General features: G+C 70.1%; 17 protein-coding genes. 6 read left to right on the top strand and 11 right to left on the bottom strand.

The features are described 5' to 3' along the window. Positions 1-315 precede the first annotated feature (315 nt). Positions 316-1,350, bottom strand: a complete 1,035-nt coding sequence (locus tag JN22_RS18240; protein ID WP_223677780.1) for a class I SAM-dependent methyltransferase — start codon at positions 1,348-1,350, stop codon at positions 316-318. Between the two features lie 268 nt (positions 1,351-1,618). Between JN22_RS18240 and JN22_RS18235 the strand changes: the two genes are divergently transcribed. Beyond that, complete coding sequence (locus tag JN22_RS18235; protein WP_085555306.1) at positions 1,619-2,209, top strand: NUDIX domain-containing protein; 591 nt, start codon at positions 1,619-1,621, stop codon at positions 2,207-2,209. Between the two features lie 8 nt (positions 2,210-2,217). After that, entirely contained in the window at positions 2,218-2,874 is a 657-nt protein-coding gene (locus JN22_RS18230; RefSeq protein WP_085555305.1) for a 3'-5' exonuclease, read from the top strand. A gap of 27 nt (positions 2,875-2,901) precedes the next feature. Here the strand turns inward: JN22_RS18230 and JN22_RS18225 are convergent, their stop codons facing one another. Further along, positions 2,902-5,916 (bottom strand): PAS domain-containing protein, encoded by a 3,015-nt coding sequence (locus tag JN22_RS18225; protein WP_085555304.1) that lies wholly within the window; start codon positions 5,914-5,916, stop codon positions 2,902-2,904. 527 nt (positions 5,917-6,443) lie between these two features. Between JN22_RS18225 and JN22_RS18220 the strand changes: the two genes are divergently transcribed. Beyond that, entirely contained in the window at positions 6,444-7,103 is a 660-nt protein-coding gene (locus JN22_RS18220; protein ID WP_085555303.1) for a ParA family protein, read from the top strand. Between the two features lie 401 nt (positions 7,104-7,504). Then, on the top strand, positions 7,505-8,536 hold the full coding sequence (locus JN22_RS18215; protein WP_143268354.1) for a hypothetical protein: 1,032 nt from the start codon (positions 7,505-7,507) through the stop codon (positions 8,534-8,536). A 43-nt stretch (positions 8,537-8,579) separates the two neighbouring features. Here JN22_RS18215 and JN22_RS18210 read toward each other — a convergent pair whose 3' ends face one another. The 7 genes from JN22_RS18210 to JN22_RS18180 all read right to left on the bottom strand — a co-directional run bounded on the left by JN22_RS18210 (position 8,580) and on the right by JN22_RS18180 (position 13,712). Further along, entirely contained in the window at positions 8,580-9,263 is a 684-nt protein-coding gene (locus JN22_RS18210; RefSeq protein ID WP_085555301.1) for a helix-turn-helix transcriptional regulator, read from the bottom strand. Between the two features lie 37 nt (positions 9,264-9,300). Beyond that, on the bottom strand, positions 9,301-9,702 hold the full coding sequence (locus JN22_RS18205) for a VOC family protein (protein WP_085555300.1): 402 nt from the start codon (positions 9,700-9,702) through the stop codon (positions 9,301-9,303). A 163-nt stretch (positions 9,703-9,865) separates the two neighbouring features. Beyond that, positions 9,866-10,291, bottom strand: coding sequence for a tellurite resistance TerB family protein (locus tag JN22_RS18200; RefSeq protein ID WP_179166183.1), 426 nt, complete (start codon positions 10,289-10,291; stop codon positions 9,866-9,868). 150 nt (positions 10,292-10,441) lie between these two features. Next, positions 10,442-11,527: a hypothetical protein gene (locus JN22_RS18195; RefSeq protein ID WP_396021951.1), complete on the bottom strand. Its 1,086-nt coding sequence runs from the start codon at positions 11,525-11,527 to the stop codon at positions 10,442-10,444. Between the two features lie 221 nt (positions 11,528-11,748). Continuing rightward, positions 11,749-11,976 (bottom strand): DUF1150 family protein, encoded by a 228-nt coding sequence (locus tag JN22_RS18190; RefSeq protein ID WP_085555299.1) that lies wholly within the window; start codon positions 11,974-11,976, stop codon positions 11,749-11,751. Between the two features lie 2 nt (positions 11,977-11,978). Then, on the bottom strand, positions 11,979-12,452 hold the full coding sequence (locus JN22_RS18185; protein ID WP_085555298.1) for an Hsp20 family protein: 474 nt from the start codon (positions 12,450-12,452) through the stop codon (positions 11,979-11,981). A gap of 141 nt (positions 12,453-12,593) precedes the next feature. Continuing rightward, positions 12,594-13,712, bottom strand: coding sequence for an NAD(P)/FAD-dependent oxidoreductase (locus JN22_RS18180; RefSeq protein WP_085555297.1), 1,119 nt, complete (start codon positions 13,710-13,712; stop codon positions 12,594-12,596). A 250-nt stretch (positions 13,713-13,962) separates the two neighbouring features. On the opposite strand from JN22_RS18180, the gene rpsD reads away from it, so the two are divergent. Then, positions 13,963-14,577 (top strand): 30S ribosomal protein S4, encoded by a 615-nt coding sequence (gene rpsD, locus JN22_RS18175; protein ID WP_085555296.1) that lies wholly within the window; start codon positions 13,963-13,965, stop codon positions 14,575-14,577. A 156-nt stretch (positions 14,578-14,733) separates the two neighbouring features. Next, on the top strand, positions 14,734-14,976 hold the full coding sequence (locus JN22_RS18170) for a hypothetical protein (protein ID WP_085555295.1): 243 nt from the start codon (positions 14,734-14,736) through the stop codon (positions 14,974-14,976). An 88-nt stretch (positions 14,977-15,064) separates the two neighbouring features. Here JN22_RS18170 and JN22_RS18165 read toward each other — a convergent pair whose 3' ends face one another. Further along, positions 15,065-15,412: a cupin domain-containing protein gene (locus JN22_RS18165; RefSeq protein WP_085555294.1), complete on the bottom strand. Its 348-nt coding sequence runs from the start codon at positions 15,410-15,412 to the stop codon at positions 15,065-15,067. Positions 15,413-15,425: 13 nt separating this feature from the next. Beyond that, positions 15,426-16,109, bottom strand: a complete 684-nt coding sequence (locus JN22_RS18160) for an HAD family hydrolase (protein WP_085555293.1) — start codon at positions 16,107-16,109, stop codon at positions 15,426-15,428. Positions 16,110-16,269: the final 160 nt, after the last annotated feature.

Genomic DNA, 16,269 nt, shown 5'->3' with positions numbered 1-16,269 from the left:
GATCGGGCTTGGGATCGGGCTGGCGTCCCGTGCAAATTTCGCACAGGATCTAAGTCGCGATCCCAAGAATGCAAGGGAATGGCCGGGCTCTGGCGGGCCTGTTTCGGGCGCGGGAACACAATGGCGGAAGGTGGTGAATTCGGACCATACTGGTACGACCACTTGGAAGTACCGGAGCGGATTGGAAGACAAGCGCGCCGCCGCAAGTCGTCGCGGCGGATGTGTCAACAGGCGCGGTGTGGGTATTGGGGCGGAACTTCGGTTCAGGCCAGGAGTTCGGTTCGCGCGTTCGGATCGCGCGTTCGGATCGCGCCTTCAGGCCGGCTTCATCGCCACGTAGCGGCAGAAGCGCAGCCCGTTGCCCAGCACCTGGAGCCGGGCCCACCACAGCTTCAGCTCGCGCGACAGGGCGGTGAGGACGCGGGAGCCGGGGACGCTGGTCTTCAGCGCCTCGCCCAGCTTGCGGACGCGCTCGACGATCTGGCGGCGGTGCAGTTGCGTCAAGTCCTCGGTGATGCGGAGGTCGAGGTTGCGCTGGGTCAGCTCGTCGGCCAGACGGGTTCCGGTCCAGGGATAGACGTCCAGCGGCTCCTCCTCCCGCCAGCCGTTCCAGTTGTCCCAGGAACCGGGTGTGCCGTCGATGACGTAGTCGAACATCAGGATGCCGCCCTTCGGCTTGACGCATTCGCCGATGCGGTCGAGCAGCATCTCCTTGTCGCGGACCCGGTGGACGATCCGGTCGGCCATCACCAGATCGAAGCTGCCGGCCTGGTTGAAATGCTCGGGGTCGTAATGGGCGATCGGCGCCTTCTTCGACAGGCCGAGCGTCCTCGAACGGTCCATCGCCATCTTTGCCAGCAGCGGCGACGGCTCCAGCCCGGTCACCCAGGTGTCGCAGGCGGTCGCCAGCGCGCGCGCCGGCCCGCCCAGACCGGCCGACAGGTCGAGCACGCTCTTGGCGGCGTTCAGCCCGAAGGGGCGCGCCGCATCGACCACCCACTGGGCGTCGCCCGGTCCGGTCTGGTCCTCTCCCCACAGGAACTGCGCGCCCTCGGTGCGGGCCGGCGACCACACCGGCTCGCCGTGGCGGTCGAGCTGCATCAGCGACAGGCGGTCGAGTTCGGCATCGTCGACGGAGGCCGCCGGGAGCGGCGAGGCCGGGCCGGCGACCGGCAGGGCGGTGCCCAGGCTGTCGACCGGCTGCGGGGCCGGGCGGTGGTCGCGGGCCGAACGGGCGCCGGGGCGGCTGCCCGGACGCGGCAGCTTGGACAGGTCGTAGCCTTCCCACCAAGCTTCCAGGCGGGTGCGCCAATCCGGGTTGTGCCAGCGTTCGATGTCGCGCGGGACCAAGACCCTGCCTTCCTCCGATCGAGCCCGAGATAAAACAAATTTTAGACGAATCATCGCGGGGCGTTGCTTGCCCCTTTCTATCCTGCAATATAGAAGTAAGAAGGTCGAACTTGCCTGTCAAGAAACCAATATTTAACGATTTTCTTTTGATTGAGCCCAATTCTGGGAAAATTTTAGCGAGTCTGCCCAAGTTTTGATCGTCGGTGCTCCCGTTGCGGCGGCGGGCCCGCCCACCTATAGTCCGAACGCAACCGACGGAGGGTTTCGCGTGCCGCACGACACCGGCAATCCTTGGACCGTGCTGACCAGCACGACCAAGTACGAGAACGCCTGGATCGAGGTGATCGAGCACAAAGTGCTGACGCCGAAGGGCAATCCGGGAATCTACGGGGTGGTCCGCCCGCGCAGCCTCGCCACCGGCGTGGTTCCCATCGACGATGACGGGAACGTCACCCTGGTCGGCCAGTACCGCTTCCCGCTGGAACGCTACAGCTGGGAGATCCCGGAGGGGGGCGGTGCGAAGGGCGTCGATCCGCAGGAGTCGGCGGCCCGCGAACTGCTGGAGGAAACCGGCCAGACGGCGCGCCACTGGCTGCCGCTGATGACCCTTCACCTGTCCAACTGCATCACCGACGAGGTGGCCTACACCTTCCTCGCCTGGGGGCTGGAGCAGGGCGACGCCTGCCCCGACGACACTGAGGTGCTGGCGACCCGCCGGGTTCCCTTCGCCGAGGCGGTCGCCATGGCGATGCGTGGCGAGATCACCGACTCGATGGCGGTGGCCAGCCTGTTCAAGGTGCGCCTGATGGCGGCGGAGGGGCTGCTGCCCGCCGACGTCGCCCGCCTGATCCGCCTGTGAGAATGCCAATGACCGTTCGTGGCGCGACGCTTCCCCTGTTCGAGACCGAGGGTCTTGCCGTCGCCATCGATTTCGAGACGGCCAACGAACTGCGCACCAGCGCCTGTTCCATCGGCGTCGCCTGGATCGAGAACGGGCGGGTGACGGAGACCGAGGAGCATCTGATCCGCCCGCGCGAGATGCGCTTCAACCCCTTCAACACCGTCATCCACGGCATCCGCGCCGAGGACGTCGCCGACGCCCCGGAATTTCCGGCGGTGTGGGCGCGCCTGCGCGACCGCATGGAGGGGCGGCTGGTGCTGGCCCACAACGCCGCCTTCGACCTCAGCGTGCTGCGCCACACCCTGACCGACTACGGGCTCGACTGGCCGGCCTGCTCCTACTTGTGCACGGTGGTGCTGGCGCGGCGGGCCTGGCCGGCGCTGACCGCGCACAAGCTGAACCACCTCGCCGACTTCCTCGGCATCGCGCTCGACCACCACCGGGCCGGCAGCGACGCCGAAGCCTGCGGGCGCATCGCCCTGGCGGCGACGCGGGAGCTGGGGCTGGGCGGCCTGCCGGAGATCGCCAAGGCGACGGGGATCACCTTCGGGCAGCTGGCGCCCGGCGGCTACAGCCCCTGCAAGGGCGGCAAGGCTCCGCGCCGGCCGCGGGCGGCGGCCTGACGCGGCATCGACCGTGGAAACCGGCGTTCAGGCCGCGCCGGCGCTCGCCATCATGCGGCGCAGGTCGTTGGGGAACACCGGCTTGTGCAGGATGCGGAAGCCGTTGCGCTCGGCCTCGCGCAGGCGTTCCGGCGCGGTGTCGCCGGTCAGGATGATGCCCGGCACGTCCTTGCCCACCAGATCCTGCACCGCGACCAGCGCCTCCGGGCCGGTGCGGCCGCGCTGGAGCTGGTAGTCGGCCAGCACGATCTGCGGGCGGCGGCCGTCGGCGCGCAGGCGCTCCAGCGCCTGGTCGCCCGACTTGGCGGTCAGCACGTCGTAGCCCCAGCCCTCCAGCATCGCCTTCAGGCCCAGCAGGATGATCGCCTCGTCGTCGATCACCAGCACCACGCCCTTGCCCGACGTGGAGGCGCCGCCCTTCGACGGCTCGTCGTTGGCGACCGAGCGCAGGGCCAGCGATGCGGCGGCGGCGGCAGTGCCCGACCCGTGGCCCGACGCGTGGCCCGGGCGGTGGGCGGCGCGCGGCGGGGCGGCGAGCACGACGCGCGGCAGCTCGACCGCGAAGACCGAGCCCTTGCCCTCGGTGGAGCGCACCGTCACCCGGTGGCCGAGCAGCCGCGACAGCCGCTGCACGATGGCGAGCCCCAGCCCCAGGCCGCGCGCGTTGGGCTCGCCGAGCTGGGTGAACTCCTCGAAGATGTCCTCCAGCCGGTTGGCCGGAATGCCGACGCCGCTGTCCCACACCTCGACCCGGACGCCCTCGGCGGTGCGGCGGCAGCCGAGCAGCACGCGGCCGCTGTGGGTGTAGCGCAGGGCGTTCTCCATCAGGTTGCGCAGGATGCGCTCCAGATGGGCCGGGTCGGTGCGGACCCAGGCGCGGGTCGGGATGGCGCGCAGCTCCAGCCCCTTCTGCGCCGCGCGCGGGCCGTACTCGGCGACCAGCCGGCCGAGAAGCTGGTTGAGCCGCACGTCGGTCGGGGCGGCGACGATCCTGCCCGATTCCAGCCGCGACATGTCGAGCAGCCCGTCGAGCAGACCCTTCAGCGTGTCGAGGCCCTGGCGCATGTTCTCCAGCATGGGCAGGCCGGGATGGCCTTGCAGCCGGTCGGCCAGCGCCGCCGCGAACAGGTAGAGCGACTGCACCGGCTGGCGCAGGTCGTGGCTGGCGGCGGCGAGGAACTTCGACTTGGCCTCGTTGGCGCGGTCGGCCTCCTCCCGCAGGCGGGACAGCTCGGCCTCGGCCTGCTTGCGGCCGGTGACGTCGACGGCGGCGCAGGTCACGCCCTCCACCCGGTTGCCGACGCGCAGCGGATCGACGGTCAGGTCGAAGAAGCGGTCCTCGCCCTTGCAGCGGATGCGGATCTCGGCGCGGGCGCCCTCGCCGGTCTCCAGCACGCGGCGCTTCAGGGCGGTGGTGCGGTCGGCGTCCTCGGCGTGCTCGAACAGGTCGTGGTCGGTGCGGCCGATCATCGCTTCCGGGCTGTGGCCGAGCATCGAGGCGTGCGCCCAGCTGTAGCGCAGGTTGCGGTCCTGGTTGAACACCACCACGCCGGAGTTGCGCAGGCCGGTGCGGAAACGCTCCTCGGCGACCCGTAGGGCCTCCTCGGTGCGCGTGCGCTCGGTGATGTCGAGGCCCGACGCGATCAGGTGGGTGATGCGGCCGTCGGTGTCGAACATCGGCGTCAGCCCGACGTCGAGCGTGCGGGCGCGGCCGCCGGCCAGCCGGATGTCGGCGTCGAAGCGCTCCGTCCGTCCGGTCGCCGCGCGGGCCAGCGCCGCGCGCAGCCGGTCGCGGCCGGGCTCGTTGAGGTACAGCCAGCACATCTCCTCGAAGGGGCGGCCGACGATGCGCGACGCCGGCAGGCCGGCGGCCTCGGCGGCGGCGTGGTTGACCTCGGCGATCACGCCGTCGGGGGTCAGCACGCCGATGAAGGCCGGCAGGGCGTCGAGCACGGCGCGGGTGTGGCGCTCGGACCGGCGCAGCTCCACCGCGCGCGCCTCCACCGTGTCGGCCATGGCGTCGAAGGCGTGGCCGAGCTGGCCGATCTCCGACGAGCGGTCGGACAGGTTGGCGCGGGTCGCCGTCTCCCCGGCGCTCCAGTCGCGGGCGGCGCGGACCAGCGCGCCGACCGGGCGGCGGATGAACAGGGTGCCGCCGATCCAGGCGGCGGCGGCGGCGACCAGGAAGCCCAGCAGGGTGAGGATCAGGCCGTCGCGGGTGGCGCTGTCCACGGCGCCCATGGCCGTCCGCTGGTCGATCCCGACGCTGATGAAGAGGTCGGGAACGCCCTTGTCCGCCGGGGAGAAGGCGGTGACGCGCGGCACGCCGTCCAGCCCCTCCAGCGTGGTCACGCCGATCGCGTCGGCGCGCAGCAGCGCCATCTGGGACTCGGGCAGGCGCTGGCCGGGCTGGCCGGCGCCAGCCGGCAGCGTGACCAGGATGGTGCCGGCGCGGTCGGTGACGGTCAGGGTGGCGTTCTCGGGCAGCGGCCGCGCGGCGAAGTTGGCGGTCAGCCAAGGCACGTCGAGCGACAGCGTGACCACGCCGGCGGTGTTGCCCTCGTCGTCGTGGAAGGGGGCGGCGACCGGCAGTTCGCCGCCGTTGGCCTGCGCGCCGCCCGGCATCCATTCGCCGACGACGAAGCTGTTCCCGGCCAGGGCGCGGCGGAAATGCGGCTGCTCGGCCAGCGAGGCGTCCAGGTTGTTCAGGTTGCCGCTGCACAGCACGCGCCCCCCGGCGTCGGCCACGGTGATCGTCCGGTAGTCGGCGGAGCGGCTGGCCAGCCGTTGCAGGTAGGCTTGGCAGCGCGCGGTGTCGCCGCTGCGCAGGAAGGACGCCTCGGTCACGGCGGTGATCATCAGGTGGGCGCTGTCGATGATGCGGGCCTGTTCGCCTTCGACCAGATGCAGCAGGCGTTCGGCCTGGGTCACGATCTCCGCCTCGCGCTCGGCGCGGAGCGTCAGCACGCCGTGGAGCTGGATGCCGATGGCCGGCAGCACGGCGAGCAGGACCAGAACGAAGAGGCGTGCCAGAAGGGTCATGGCGTCGACAGGCTCCCACACGAAGCGGGCCGGGGCCGGCGCGTGCTGCGCCCATCCTTGCCGCTGCTTTGGAATAGCCCGTTTATGGTTAAATCAAGGTTAATTGGTCGGTCGAATTTTGAAGAGACAAAGTCAACATATGGTCGCAAGGCGGCGGTACTCCTTTGGTGCTCCGATTTTCCCAAGAAATCCGATAAACATTGATAAGAATTATTTTATCTTTGTAGGAAAAAAAGAGGTACCCCTATCAGATTCCCTGGGAAAGTCTGCCTGCGAAGAACGCTGAGGGACGCTTGATGCCCGCTTGGCGTGTCCTTCCAAAAAGCGCCTCGCCGGTCTCGTGTGCCGTCGCGCCGGCGTCCGGCCGGCATGAAACATCCAGGACCGCCCGAGGTTGCGCCCGGTTTCGGCCGGGGTGTGGGCGGGCGGTGCCGGTTTGTTGCGGTGCCGGGAAAACGCGCTCGGGTTAACTCTTTTGTGCACGTCCGCGCTTTTCTTTCGAAAGATATCTGCGTTACCGTTTCTCCATGTCTGGAAAGATTGTCGCGGTCGGCAACCTGAAAGGCGGAACCGGCAAAAGCACGGTGGCCGTCAATGTAGCCTGCGCTCTGGCGAGCGGCGGGAGGGCGAAGGTCGTCCTCGTCGATGCCGACGGGCAGGGCACGGCGACCGACTGGGGCGCCAAGGGCCGGCTCGGGGTCGGCGTCCGCTCCCACCCCTTCGAGGATGCGGGCGGCGCCGGTTCGGCGGCCTGGAACGCGGCGGTCGACGAGCTGAAGGCCGGGCACGACTTTGTCGTCGTCGATCTGCCGCCGCAGTTGGGCGATGCGACCCTGAACGCGCTGGTCGGGGCCAACCTGTTCGTCGTTCCGGTGACCGCCAGCGGCGCCGACCTGAAGGCGACGGCCAAGGCGATCGACCTGCTGCGGCGGGCGCGCAGCCTGCGCGACGACCGCCGCCCCGCCTGCCTGCTGGTGCCGTCGCGGGTCGATCGCCGAACCGCCGCCGGCAAGGAGATCGAGGCGGTGCTGCATGATTTCGGGGAGCCGGTGGCTCCGGCCATCGGCCAGCGCACCGTCCATGTCGACGCCTTCACGGCCGGCGAATGGGTCGGCGCCTACGCGCCCCGCTCGGCGGCGCACGATGAGATCGAGGTTCTCGCGGCGATTGTCAGAAGGGTGAAGTGATGGCCTCAAGGAAGCGTCCCTCGTTGCGTGACAACATCGCCCCGGCCGAGGCTTCCGGCGAGGCTCCGGGCGCGCCGCCCGACGCTGCTTCCGATGGGAAGCCGGCGGAGGGCGCTTCGGAAACGGCCGCCGGCGGCCTGGAGGTCGCCGATGCGGAGCCTTCTCTTGCCCCCAATCCCGAGCCCGTCGCTGCCGCTGCCGACCCGGCGGCGGAGCCGCCCGCCGAGGCCGCGGTGAGCCAATCCCCGGCGGCTCCCGTCCCGTCCGAACCGGAGCCCGCTTCCGGCCCGGCGGCCGTTTCCGAACCGCCCCCGGCGCTTGCCGCGGATGCCGCCGTCGAGCCGGAGCGCACCGCCAGCCCAGCCCCCAATCCCGCAGTTCCTTCCGCCATGGAGACGGTCGTGTCCTCTGCTTCCAGTGAAACGGTCGAATCCCCGACCCCCGCCGCCAGCCCGGCTTCCACCGGACAAACCCTGCCGTCCGCCGCTCCGGCTCCGGTGCGTTCGTCGGGCGCCTTCGCGCTGGCGGTCGTCGCGGCGCTGCTGGGAACCGCCGGACTGGCGGCGACCGCGAGCCTGCCCTACTGGTCGCCCGACCTCCGCCGGCAGGCCAGCGCCGCCCAGGCTCTGGACGGACGGATCGGCACGGTCGAGAGCCGGCTCGGCGTGGTGGCGGCGGCGGGCGCCCCGTTGGCCGACCGGGTGACGGCGCTGGAGGCCAGCCTCGGCGCGCTCGACCGCAAGATCGCGGCGCTGCCCGACGCCAAGGCGTTCGGCGCGCTGGCCATCGCGCAGCTCACCGCCGCCCTGGCGGATTCCGATCCCTTCGCGGCGCAGCTGGTCGCCGTCCGCGCCTCCGGCGTCGCCGACGCCACGTTGCAGGCCGCGCTGGACGGTCTGGCGCCGCGCGCCGCGACCGGCATCCCCACCGCGGGCGACCTGACCGAGCGATTCCTGCTGGTGGTTCCCCAGGCACTGGCCGCCGACCTGCGCGCCGCCGCCGAGGAGGCCGCCAAGGCGGCGCAGGCCGCGCAAGCGGCCCAGGCGGCTCCGGCCTCCGCCGCGGAGGTCGCCACGCCTCCGGCGGCGGCCCCGGCCGAGGGAAGCGCCGAAACGGCCGCCGCGCCGGCCACCGATGGGCCGGGTCTCTACGAGCAGGTCTGGTCGCTGCTGTCCGGCACCGCCGACCTGCTGCGCACCGCGAGCTTCAGCGGCGGCGAGGTGCGCAACGCGGCCAGCTTGCTGGAACAGGCCGGCAGTCTGATCGCCTCCGGCGACCTGGTGGCGACGGTCGAGGTGCTCGGCAAGCTGGAAGGGGCGGCGGCGGAAACGGCCGGCCCCTGGCTGGAGGACGCGCGGGCCCGTGTCGCGGCGGACCAGGCGGCGGCGCTGCTCGCCGCGCGCGCGGCCGCCCTGTTGCCGGCCAAGTCGTAACGGAACGGGCCGCCGCTGGCCGGCCGCCGACAACCGGCGCCGGTCAGTGGCAGCCGCTCCACAGGGCGATGTAGTCGGACAGGCTGCGGCCCGGCGTCTCGTCGAAGCCGCGCTCCAGCGGGTGCAGCGCGTCCATGCGGTCGAGGCGAAAGCTGCGGAAATCCTCGCGCAGCTCGCACCAGCCGCCGAGCGTCCACACCTTGCCCCAGAAGAACAGCCCGAGCGGCTGGACCGAGCGGGCGGAATGGGTTCCGTCCTCGCGCCGGTAGTCGAACAGCACGACGCGGCGGCCGTTGATCGCCGCGCGCAGCGTGTCCATCCGCTCGCGCAGGGGGACCGGGAAACCGAAATCGGGGACGAACAGCCGGCTGTCGGCCAGCTCGCGCCGCCGGGCCTCGGGCACCGCCGCCTCGACCTTCTCCAGGGCGCGGGCGGCGGCCTCGGCCAGTTCGCCGCCGGTCCAGGCGCGGGCCAGCCGGGCGCCGACGACCAGCGCCTCGACCTCGTCGCGGGTGAACATCAGCGGCGGCAGGTCGTAGCCGTCGCGCAGAAGGTAGCCGACGCCGGCCTCCCCCTCCACCGGCACGCCCGACCCGATCAGGTCGCGCATGTCGCGGTAGACGGTGCGTTCGGAGACCTCCAGGCGCCGCGCCAGCTCGGCCGCCGTCACCAGCCGGCCCTTGCGGAGCTGTTGGACGATCTGGAACAGGCGGTCGGCGCGGCGCATGGCGGCGGCTTCCGGATCGGCGGCTTTGGACCGGCGGTCAGTGCGGCGAATGCAGCCCGATGCGGTTGCCCTCGCTGTCGATGAACTGGGCGAACCAGCCGATCTCGGGGGTGATGATCGTCTTCGGTACCACCAGGGTGGCGCCGGCCTCCAGCGCGCGGGCCAGCGGAACCGACAGGTCGTCGCCGCCGTTCAGGTAGACCGTGGCGCCGCTGGCGCCGGGCGTGCAGCTCTCGTGCTGGATCAGGGCGCCGGTGACGGCGTTCCGGTCGTCGGCCGGGAAGATCGCCATGGGCGTCGCCATGCCGCTGGGGCAGCCTTCCTGGCGCAGCGTGACGGCGAAGACCGTCTCGTAGAAGTGGACGGCGCGGGCAAGGTCGGCGACCGGGATTTCGAACCAGACGGCGACGTTGGCGATGGCCGTGGGGGTGGCGCTCATGGAACAGGCTCCTGACAAGAGGGGAGGGGGAGGAAGGGTTCGCGCCGGCACGCCCCCTTCTATACACACCCCCTCCTGACAGCGTGCTGTCAGGATGATCGGGCGGCGCGCCGATGGCAACCGCCGCCCTCCGTCTTCCTTGCCGCTTTCCCCGTTGCCGGGATCAGGCGCCGAGCACGCTGCGGTCGTTCTTGGCGACCAGCGCGTTGAAGTAGGGCTCCATCGTCGCGTCGTCGAGGCCGAAGGCCTGCTGGTACTGGATGATCAGGTCGCGCTCGCCGGGTTCGGCCTCGCCGTCGGCCATGGCGCTGTCGATCATGTTCAGCAGGATGCACAGGCGCTGCTTCTGGTCCAGCCGGGGCGTGATCTCTTGCAGGAAGGCGGCGGGGGGCGTGCTGCGGGCGTATTTCAGGCAGCGGTCCAACTCGTCGCGGGTGGCGTTGCGGCCGAGCACCGAGACGAGGTGGGCCACCTCCTCCGGGTCGATCTCGCCGTCCGATCCCATGCACTGGATCAACGACACCGCCAGCGCGCGGCGGGGGGTGAGTTCCAGGGGGGCGGCGCCCTTGAACTTGTCGAACAGGCCCATTGGAAGTCCTCCGTTCTGTGAAGCCGCCGCGCATATGGGGGTGCGCGGCGGGGCCTCACAGAGCGGGGAAGGATGACAAATCTTTCATGTTCCGGGAGCCGCGGATGGCGCGCGCCGGACGCCCGACGGGCCGGGCGGCGACGGAAAGCCTCAGACGTGGGAGCTGCGGGCCGACTGCTCCAGCGCCTTGATGTGCGACAGGCCGGGCAGGATCTCGGACTTCACGAACTCCATCCGGCGGTTGGGACCGCCGCCGCCGCGCAGGAAGCGGCTCTTCCACAGGTTCATCTTCACCGCCAGCCCGCACAGCACGCCGCCGATGGTGACGTGGTGGGAGGCGATCAGCTCGCGGATCGCCCGGAAGGTGTCGGCGTTGATGTCGTTCCAGAAGTCCTTCGACCGGTTGTCGAAGCTCTCGAACCGCCCGGTGATCGAGGTCGAGATGTCGGTCAGGTCGTTGGCGATCTCGTCCAGCATCTTCATCTGGCGGGGGTCGCGCTTCACCTCGGCGGAGCTGCGGATCTCGCCCATCCAGGTGACGAAGCGCTGGACCTCGGGGACGATCTCGTCCAGGCATTTGCGGAAATAGGCCAGCGATAGGAAGATGTCGCCGTATTCCTCCAGGAACTGGGGGATCTCGGTCAGGCCGATGTCGAGCCGGTCGGCCATCATGCGCAGGTTGCGCAGGGCCTCGTCGCGGTTGGGGGTGGCGAACATGCGGATGATGTCGCTGACGTCGGCGACCTGCACCTCCTCCTGCCCGTAGACATACTCCATCAACGGGCGGGTGAAGACGCGCATGTAGCTGGTCAGCTCCGCCTTCTTGCGGTCCGACAGGGTCAGGGATTCGACGCTGTTGACGTCGATGTTCATCCGCCGCAGCTCGATGCGCGAGGAGTAGACGTCGAAGCTGGAGGCGGTGGCGATCTTCTCGATCTTCAGCAGATCGCGCTCGACCTCCTCCTTGTAGGATTCGAAATAGGCCGGGATGTGGCGCGGCACCACCTGCCCGCTGCCGGTCTGGGCGTCGCGGAACATCTCGACGACGGTCTGGAGGCGGACGTTCTTGATCAGGCGGGCGTGCTGGAGTCCGGGGGTCTCCAGCGGGATGCTCGACAGCGGCAGGATGTGCAGCGAGTCGCGGGCCTCGTCGTCCCAGGTCTTGCGCTTGGCCTCGTCGCCGCTGGCGGCGGCCTTCGCCGCATCCGTCTCGATCTGACCTGTGTCGCCCTCCACCCCGATCACTCCCAACGCGCGCGCGGCGCCGTCCGAATGTTATCGCCGAACGCACCATACAACAGGTGGCGGTCCAGGCAAGAAACCAGATTCCACGCCCGCCTCCGGATTCCCATAGGGAATTTCCATAGGAAAGGCACGCCATCGCCCGCAATGGAAAAGGCCGGTCCGCCCGGCGGGGGCGGACCGGCCCATCGCCGGTGGCGGGAGGGCGCCGGGCGTCAATGGACGCTCAGCGGCTCCATGTCGTTCTGGCGGACGGCGGCGAAGGCGACGTCGCGTTCCGGCATGACGCTGAGCGGCGTGCCGTCGGCGGCGTGGATGGAGAAGGCGGTCTCGCCGTCGACCTCCACCGGGCGGACATAGGCGACGTGGCCCAGGCCGAAGGCCGCGAAGTCCTGCGGCGAGAGATGGCTCAACTGGGCGAGCAGGGGGTGCGTCGTGGTCATGGTCAGGATCCTTGGCGGTCGGCGGCGACGTCGATCGTCTGCGGCCCCGGCGAGCCGGCGGCGCGGGGTTGCTCGATCTTGATCGTGCGGACCTTGGGCTCGGGCATCGGGCGCGTCAGGTCGATGTTCAGCAGCCCGTTGTCGAGCGAGCAGCCGATCACCTCGATCCCGTCGGCCAGCACGAAGCTGCGTTGGAACTGGCGGGCGGCGATGCCGCGATGCAGGTACAGGCGCGACTTGTCGTCGGTCTGGCGGCCGCGGATGACGAGCTGGTTGTCCTCGATCTGGACCGACAGGTCCTCGGAGGTGAAGCCGGCCACCGCGAGGGTGATGCGCAGGCCGTCGTCGCCGATCTGCTCGATGTTGTAGGGCGGATAGCCCTCGGCGGAATTCTTGGCGATCCGGTCGAGCGTGCGCTCGAACTGGTCGAAGCCCAGCAACAGCGGGCTGTTGAAGAGCGACAGGCGTGTCGTCACGGGCGCATCCTCCTCTTGGTGCGAGCGAGTTGCACGGAACAAGGACCCGTTTCCGGCGTCCGGCGAAGGGCAGCCCAAAAGGCTTTCGGCGCTGCCATATCCTCTAGATTGGGGGACGCGCTCCGCCGGTCAAGGATCCCGTCAGCGATCGAGCAGCCCGGCGACCGCGTCGGCGATGGCGAGGCAGGAGGTCAGACCCGGCGATTCGATGCCGAACAGGTTGACCAGCCCCGGAATCCCGTGGGTTTCATGCCCCTGGATCACGAAATCCCGCTGCGGCTGGCCGGGGCCGCTCAGCTTGGGGCGCACGCCGGAATAGGCCGGCACCAGCGCCCCGTCGGGCAGGCCGGGCCAATAGGCGCGCACCGAGTCGTAGAAGGCGTCGGCCCGCGCCGGATCGACCGCGTAGTCGACGGGGGCGTCGGCGTCCGCCAGCCATTCGACGTCCGGCCCGAAACGCGCCTGCCCGGCGAGGTCGAGCGTCAGGTGCACCCCCAGCCCGCCATCGACCGGCACCGGGTAGACGAGGCGCGAGAAGGGCGAGCGGCCCTGGCCCAACGCGTAGTAGTTGCCCTTGGCCAGCACGCGCGGCGGCAGATGCCCGGCCGGGAAGCCCTCCAGCCCGGACGCGACCGCCCAGGCGCCGAGCCCGGCGGCGTTGACCAGCGTCGCGCAGCCCAGCCGCATCGGTTCGGCGCCGCCGACCTCCAGCACGAAACCGCCCGTCTCACGGTGGACGCGCTCCAGCGGGCTCAGCAGGGCCAGCATGGCGCCGGAATCCTCGGCGTCGCCCAGCAGGGCCAGCATCAGCCCGTGGCTGTCGACGATCCCGGTGGAGGGCGAGACCAGCGCGCCGACGGTGCGCAGGTTGGGCTCCCACTGGCGGGCGGTGGCGGCGTCGATGGCGTACAGGTCGGTGACGCCGTTGGCGGCGGCCTGGGCGCGGATCGCGTCGAGCCGGGCGAGCTGGCCGTCCTCGGTCGCAACGATCAGCTTGCCGAGCCGGCGGTGCTCCACCCCATGCTCGGCGCAGTATTGATAGAGCGCGTCCCGCCCGGTGACGCAGAGCCGGGCGCGCAGGCTGCCGGTCGGGTAGTAGATGCCGGCGTGGATGACCTCGGAGTTGCGCGAACTGGTCCCGGTGCCGATGGCGTCGGCGGCCTCCAGCACGATCACCTCGCGTCCGGCCCGCGCCAGCCGCCGGGCGATCGCCAGCCCGACCACCCCGGCCCCGACCACCACGCACTCCACCCGTTCCATCGCCCCGCCTCTTCGCACGTCGTCCGCCGGCAGGGGAGCGCAAAGCGGAGGGCGGCGCAAGCGGAACCCGGCGATGCGTGCCCTGCCGCGACGCGGCGTTTGACTCAGGGGCGCGGATGCGTATAGTGCGCGCCTTCACCTCCTGGGAAAGCGGGTGTGCGCCCTCGCGCGCGCGCCCCGTCCGTTGCCGCAAGGCTGGCGGAACTACCGGGACAACATCAACTCGTGTTCCAACGAGGACGTGAGAGTCATGAGCAAGCGTCAAGAGTCCAAGTACAAGATCGACCGCCGCCTCGGCGTCAACCTCTGGGGCCGTTCCAAGAGCCCGCTGAACAAGCGCGAGTACGGTCCCGGCCAGCACGGCCAGCGCCGCAAGAAGCCGTCGGACTACGGCCTCCAGCTGATGGCCAAGCAGAAGCTGAAGGGCTACTACGGCAACATCGGCGAGAAGCAGTTCCGCCGCATCTACGCCGAGGCCGTCCGCCGCAAGGGCGACACCGGCGAGAACCTGATCGGCCTGCTGGAGCGCCGTCTGGACGCGGTGGTCTACCGCATGAAGTTCGCGCCGACCCCGTTCGCCGCGCGCCAGATCATCAACCACGGCCACATCCTGGTCAACGGCCGCCGCCTGAACATCGCCTCGGCCCGCCTGAAGGACAACGACGTCGTCGAGGTCAAGGCCAAGTCGAAGCAGATGGCGCTGATCCTGGAGGCCTCGGCTTCCGGCGAGCGTGACATCCCCGACTATCTGGAGGTCGAGGGCGGCAACCTGAAGGGCCGTTTCGTCCGCGCGCCGCTGCTCGCCGACGTGCCGTACCCGGTCCAGATGGAACCGAACCTGGTCGTCGAGTTCTACTCGCGCTGATCGGTCGGCTTCCGCCGCAAAAAAAAGGCCGCTCCCTCGGGGGCGGCCTTTTTCTTTGGCGCGGAGTGCCGGGTTGCGGAGCCCTCTTGCGCATTCGCGTAAAATTTTATATAAAAGCCAATCGAATTGATACGATGACCGAAGCGGGAGGGCGTCATGTCGGCGACCGATTGGATCGAGGAACGGCTGGAAAGCCGCCGCGAGGCCGCCCGCACCCGCCTGATGCAGCGGCAACGCCGCGCCGGTGCGAAGAAGCGCGCCCATGTTCGCGACATTGCCCGCCTGATGCTGGTCGCCTCGCTGGTGATGCTCGCGGTGCTCGTCGTCGAAATGAGCCGCAAGGCGGTCACCGTTCTCAACCACGCCAGCGCACCGGCGGCGAGTTCCAGCATCGGCTGAGAGGACGCGGAGGCATCGCTCGGCTTCCTCTTCTTCCGACACGTCATGCCCGTGCCTGGCACGGGCATGACGAGAGGGAGCGGTGTCTCTACGGCAGGATGACGACGTAGCGCTTGGTCGTCGTCTCGACCACCGTCCAGCGTCCCTGGAAGCCCGGCTCGATGACGAAGCGGTCGCCGGCCGTCAGCCGCCAGGACCGGCCGTCGTCGTGGGCGACGACGCTCTCGCCCTCCAGGATCTCGCAATACTCCCACTCGTCGTAGACGATCCGCCAAGCGCCGGGCGTGGAGCGCCATGTCCCGGCGAAGCGCTTGCCGTCGGGCGACTCGTAGGCGTTCCAGGTCGTGAAGACCGGGGCGCCGGACAGCAGCCGCTCGGCGGCGGGGGCGCCGGTCTCCGGCGCCGCGTCGGTGGGCAGCGGGGAAAGCGTGGTCACGACGGGATCCTCCTCACCACGCCGCCAGCAGCGGCGGCAGTTCCAGCACGGTGTCGATGCGGCGGTAATGCTCGTCGGGCGGTGCGGCCTCCTCGTGCGCCCAGGTGATGGCGTAGGGGACGTGGACCGCGTGGGCGCCGACGGCCAGCACCGGCAGGATGTCCGAGCGCACCGAGTTGCCGACCATCACGAAGCGCGCCGGATCGACGCCGTGGCGCTCCAGCACCCGGCGGTAGCTGGCCGGGTCCTTCTCGCTGACGATCTCCACCGCGTCGAAGCGGTCGGCGAGGCCGGAGCGGGCGATCTTGCTCTCCTGGTCGAACAGGTCGCCCTTGGTGACCAGGACCAGCCGGTAGCGGCCGGCCAGCGCCACCACCGTGTCGGCGACGCCGGGCAGCAGCTCCACCGGATGCTCCAGCATCGCCTTGCCGAAATCGACGAGGCTTTGCAGGTCGCGGGCGGGCACGCGGCCGTCGGTGACGGCGATGGCGGTCTCGATCATCGACAGGACGAAGCCCTTGATGCCGTAGCCGTAGAGCCGCAGGTTCGCGCGTTCCGCCTCCAGCAGCCGGCGGTCGAGGTCGGCCGGGTCGGCGCTGTGGGCGAGCAGGGCGCGGAAGCGCTCCTGCGTCATCGAGAAGAGCGATTCGTTGTGCCACAGCGTGTCGTCGCCGTCGAAGCCGATGGTGTCGATCATGATGAGCGTCGTATCTTCCGTAAGTAAAACAAAGCATGGCCCAAGACGGGCGTTATTGTCCAGGGGGCGTCCATTGTGGGCCGAGCGAACGATAAGTGTATGGAATGACAGTTCTGCCACAGATCGGTGACATTCCACAGCCAGTTACTCGTTGCCTGCA

The organism is Azospirillum agricola (assembly GCF_020005195.1).
Taxonomy (GTDB): domain Bacteria; phylum Pseudomonadota; class Alphaproteobacteria; order Azospirillales; family Azospirillaceae; genus Azospirillum; species Azospirillum agricola.
Note: the sequence above shows the minus strand (reverse complement) of the source record. Positions and strands in the feature narration are given on the sequence as shown.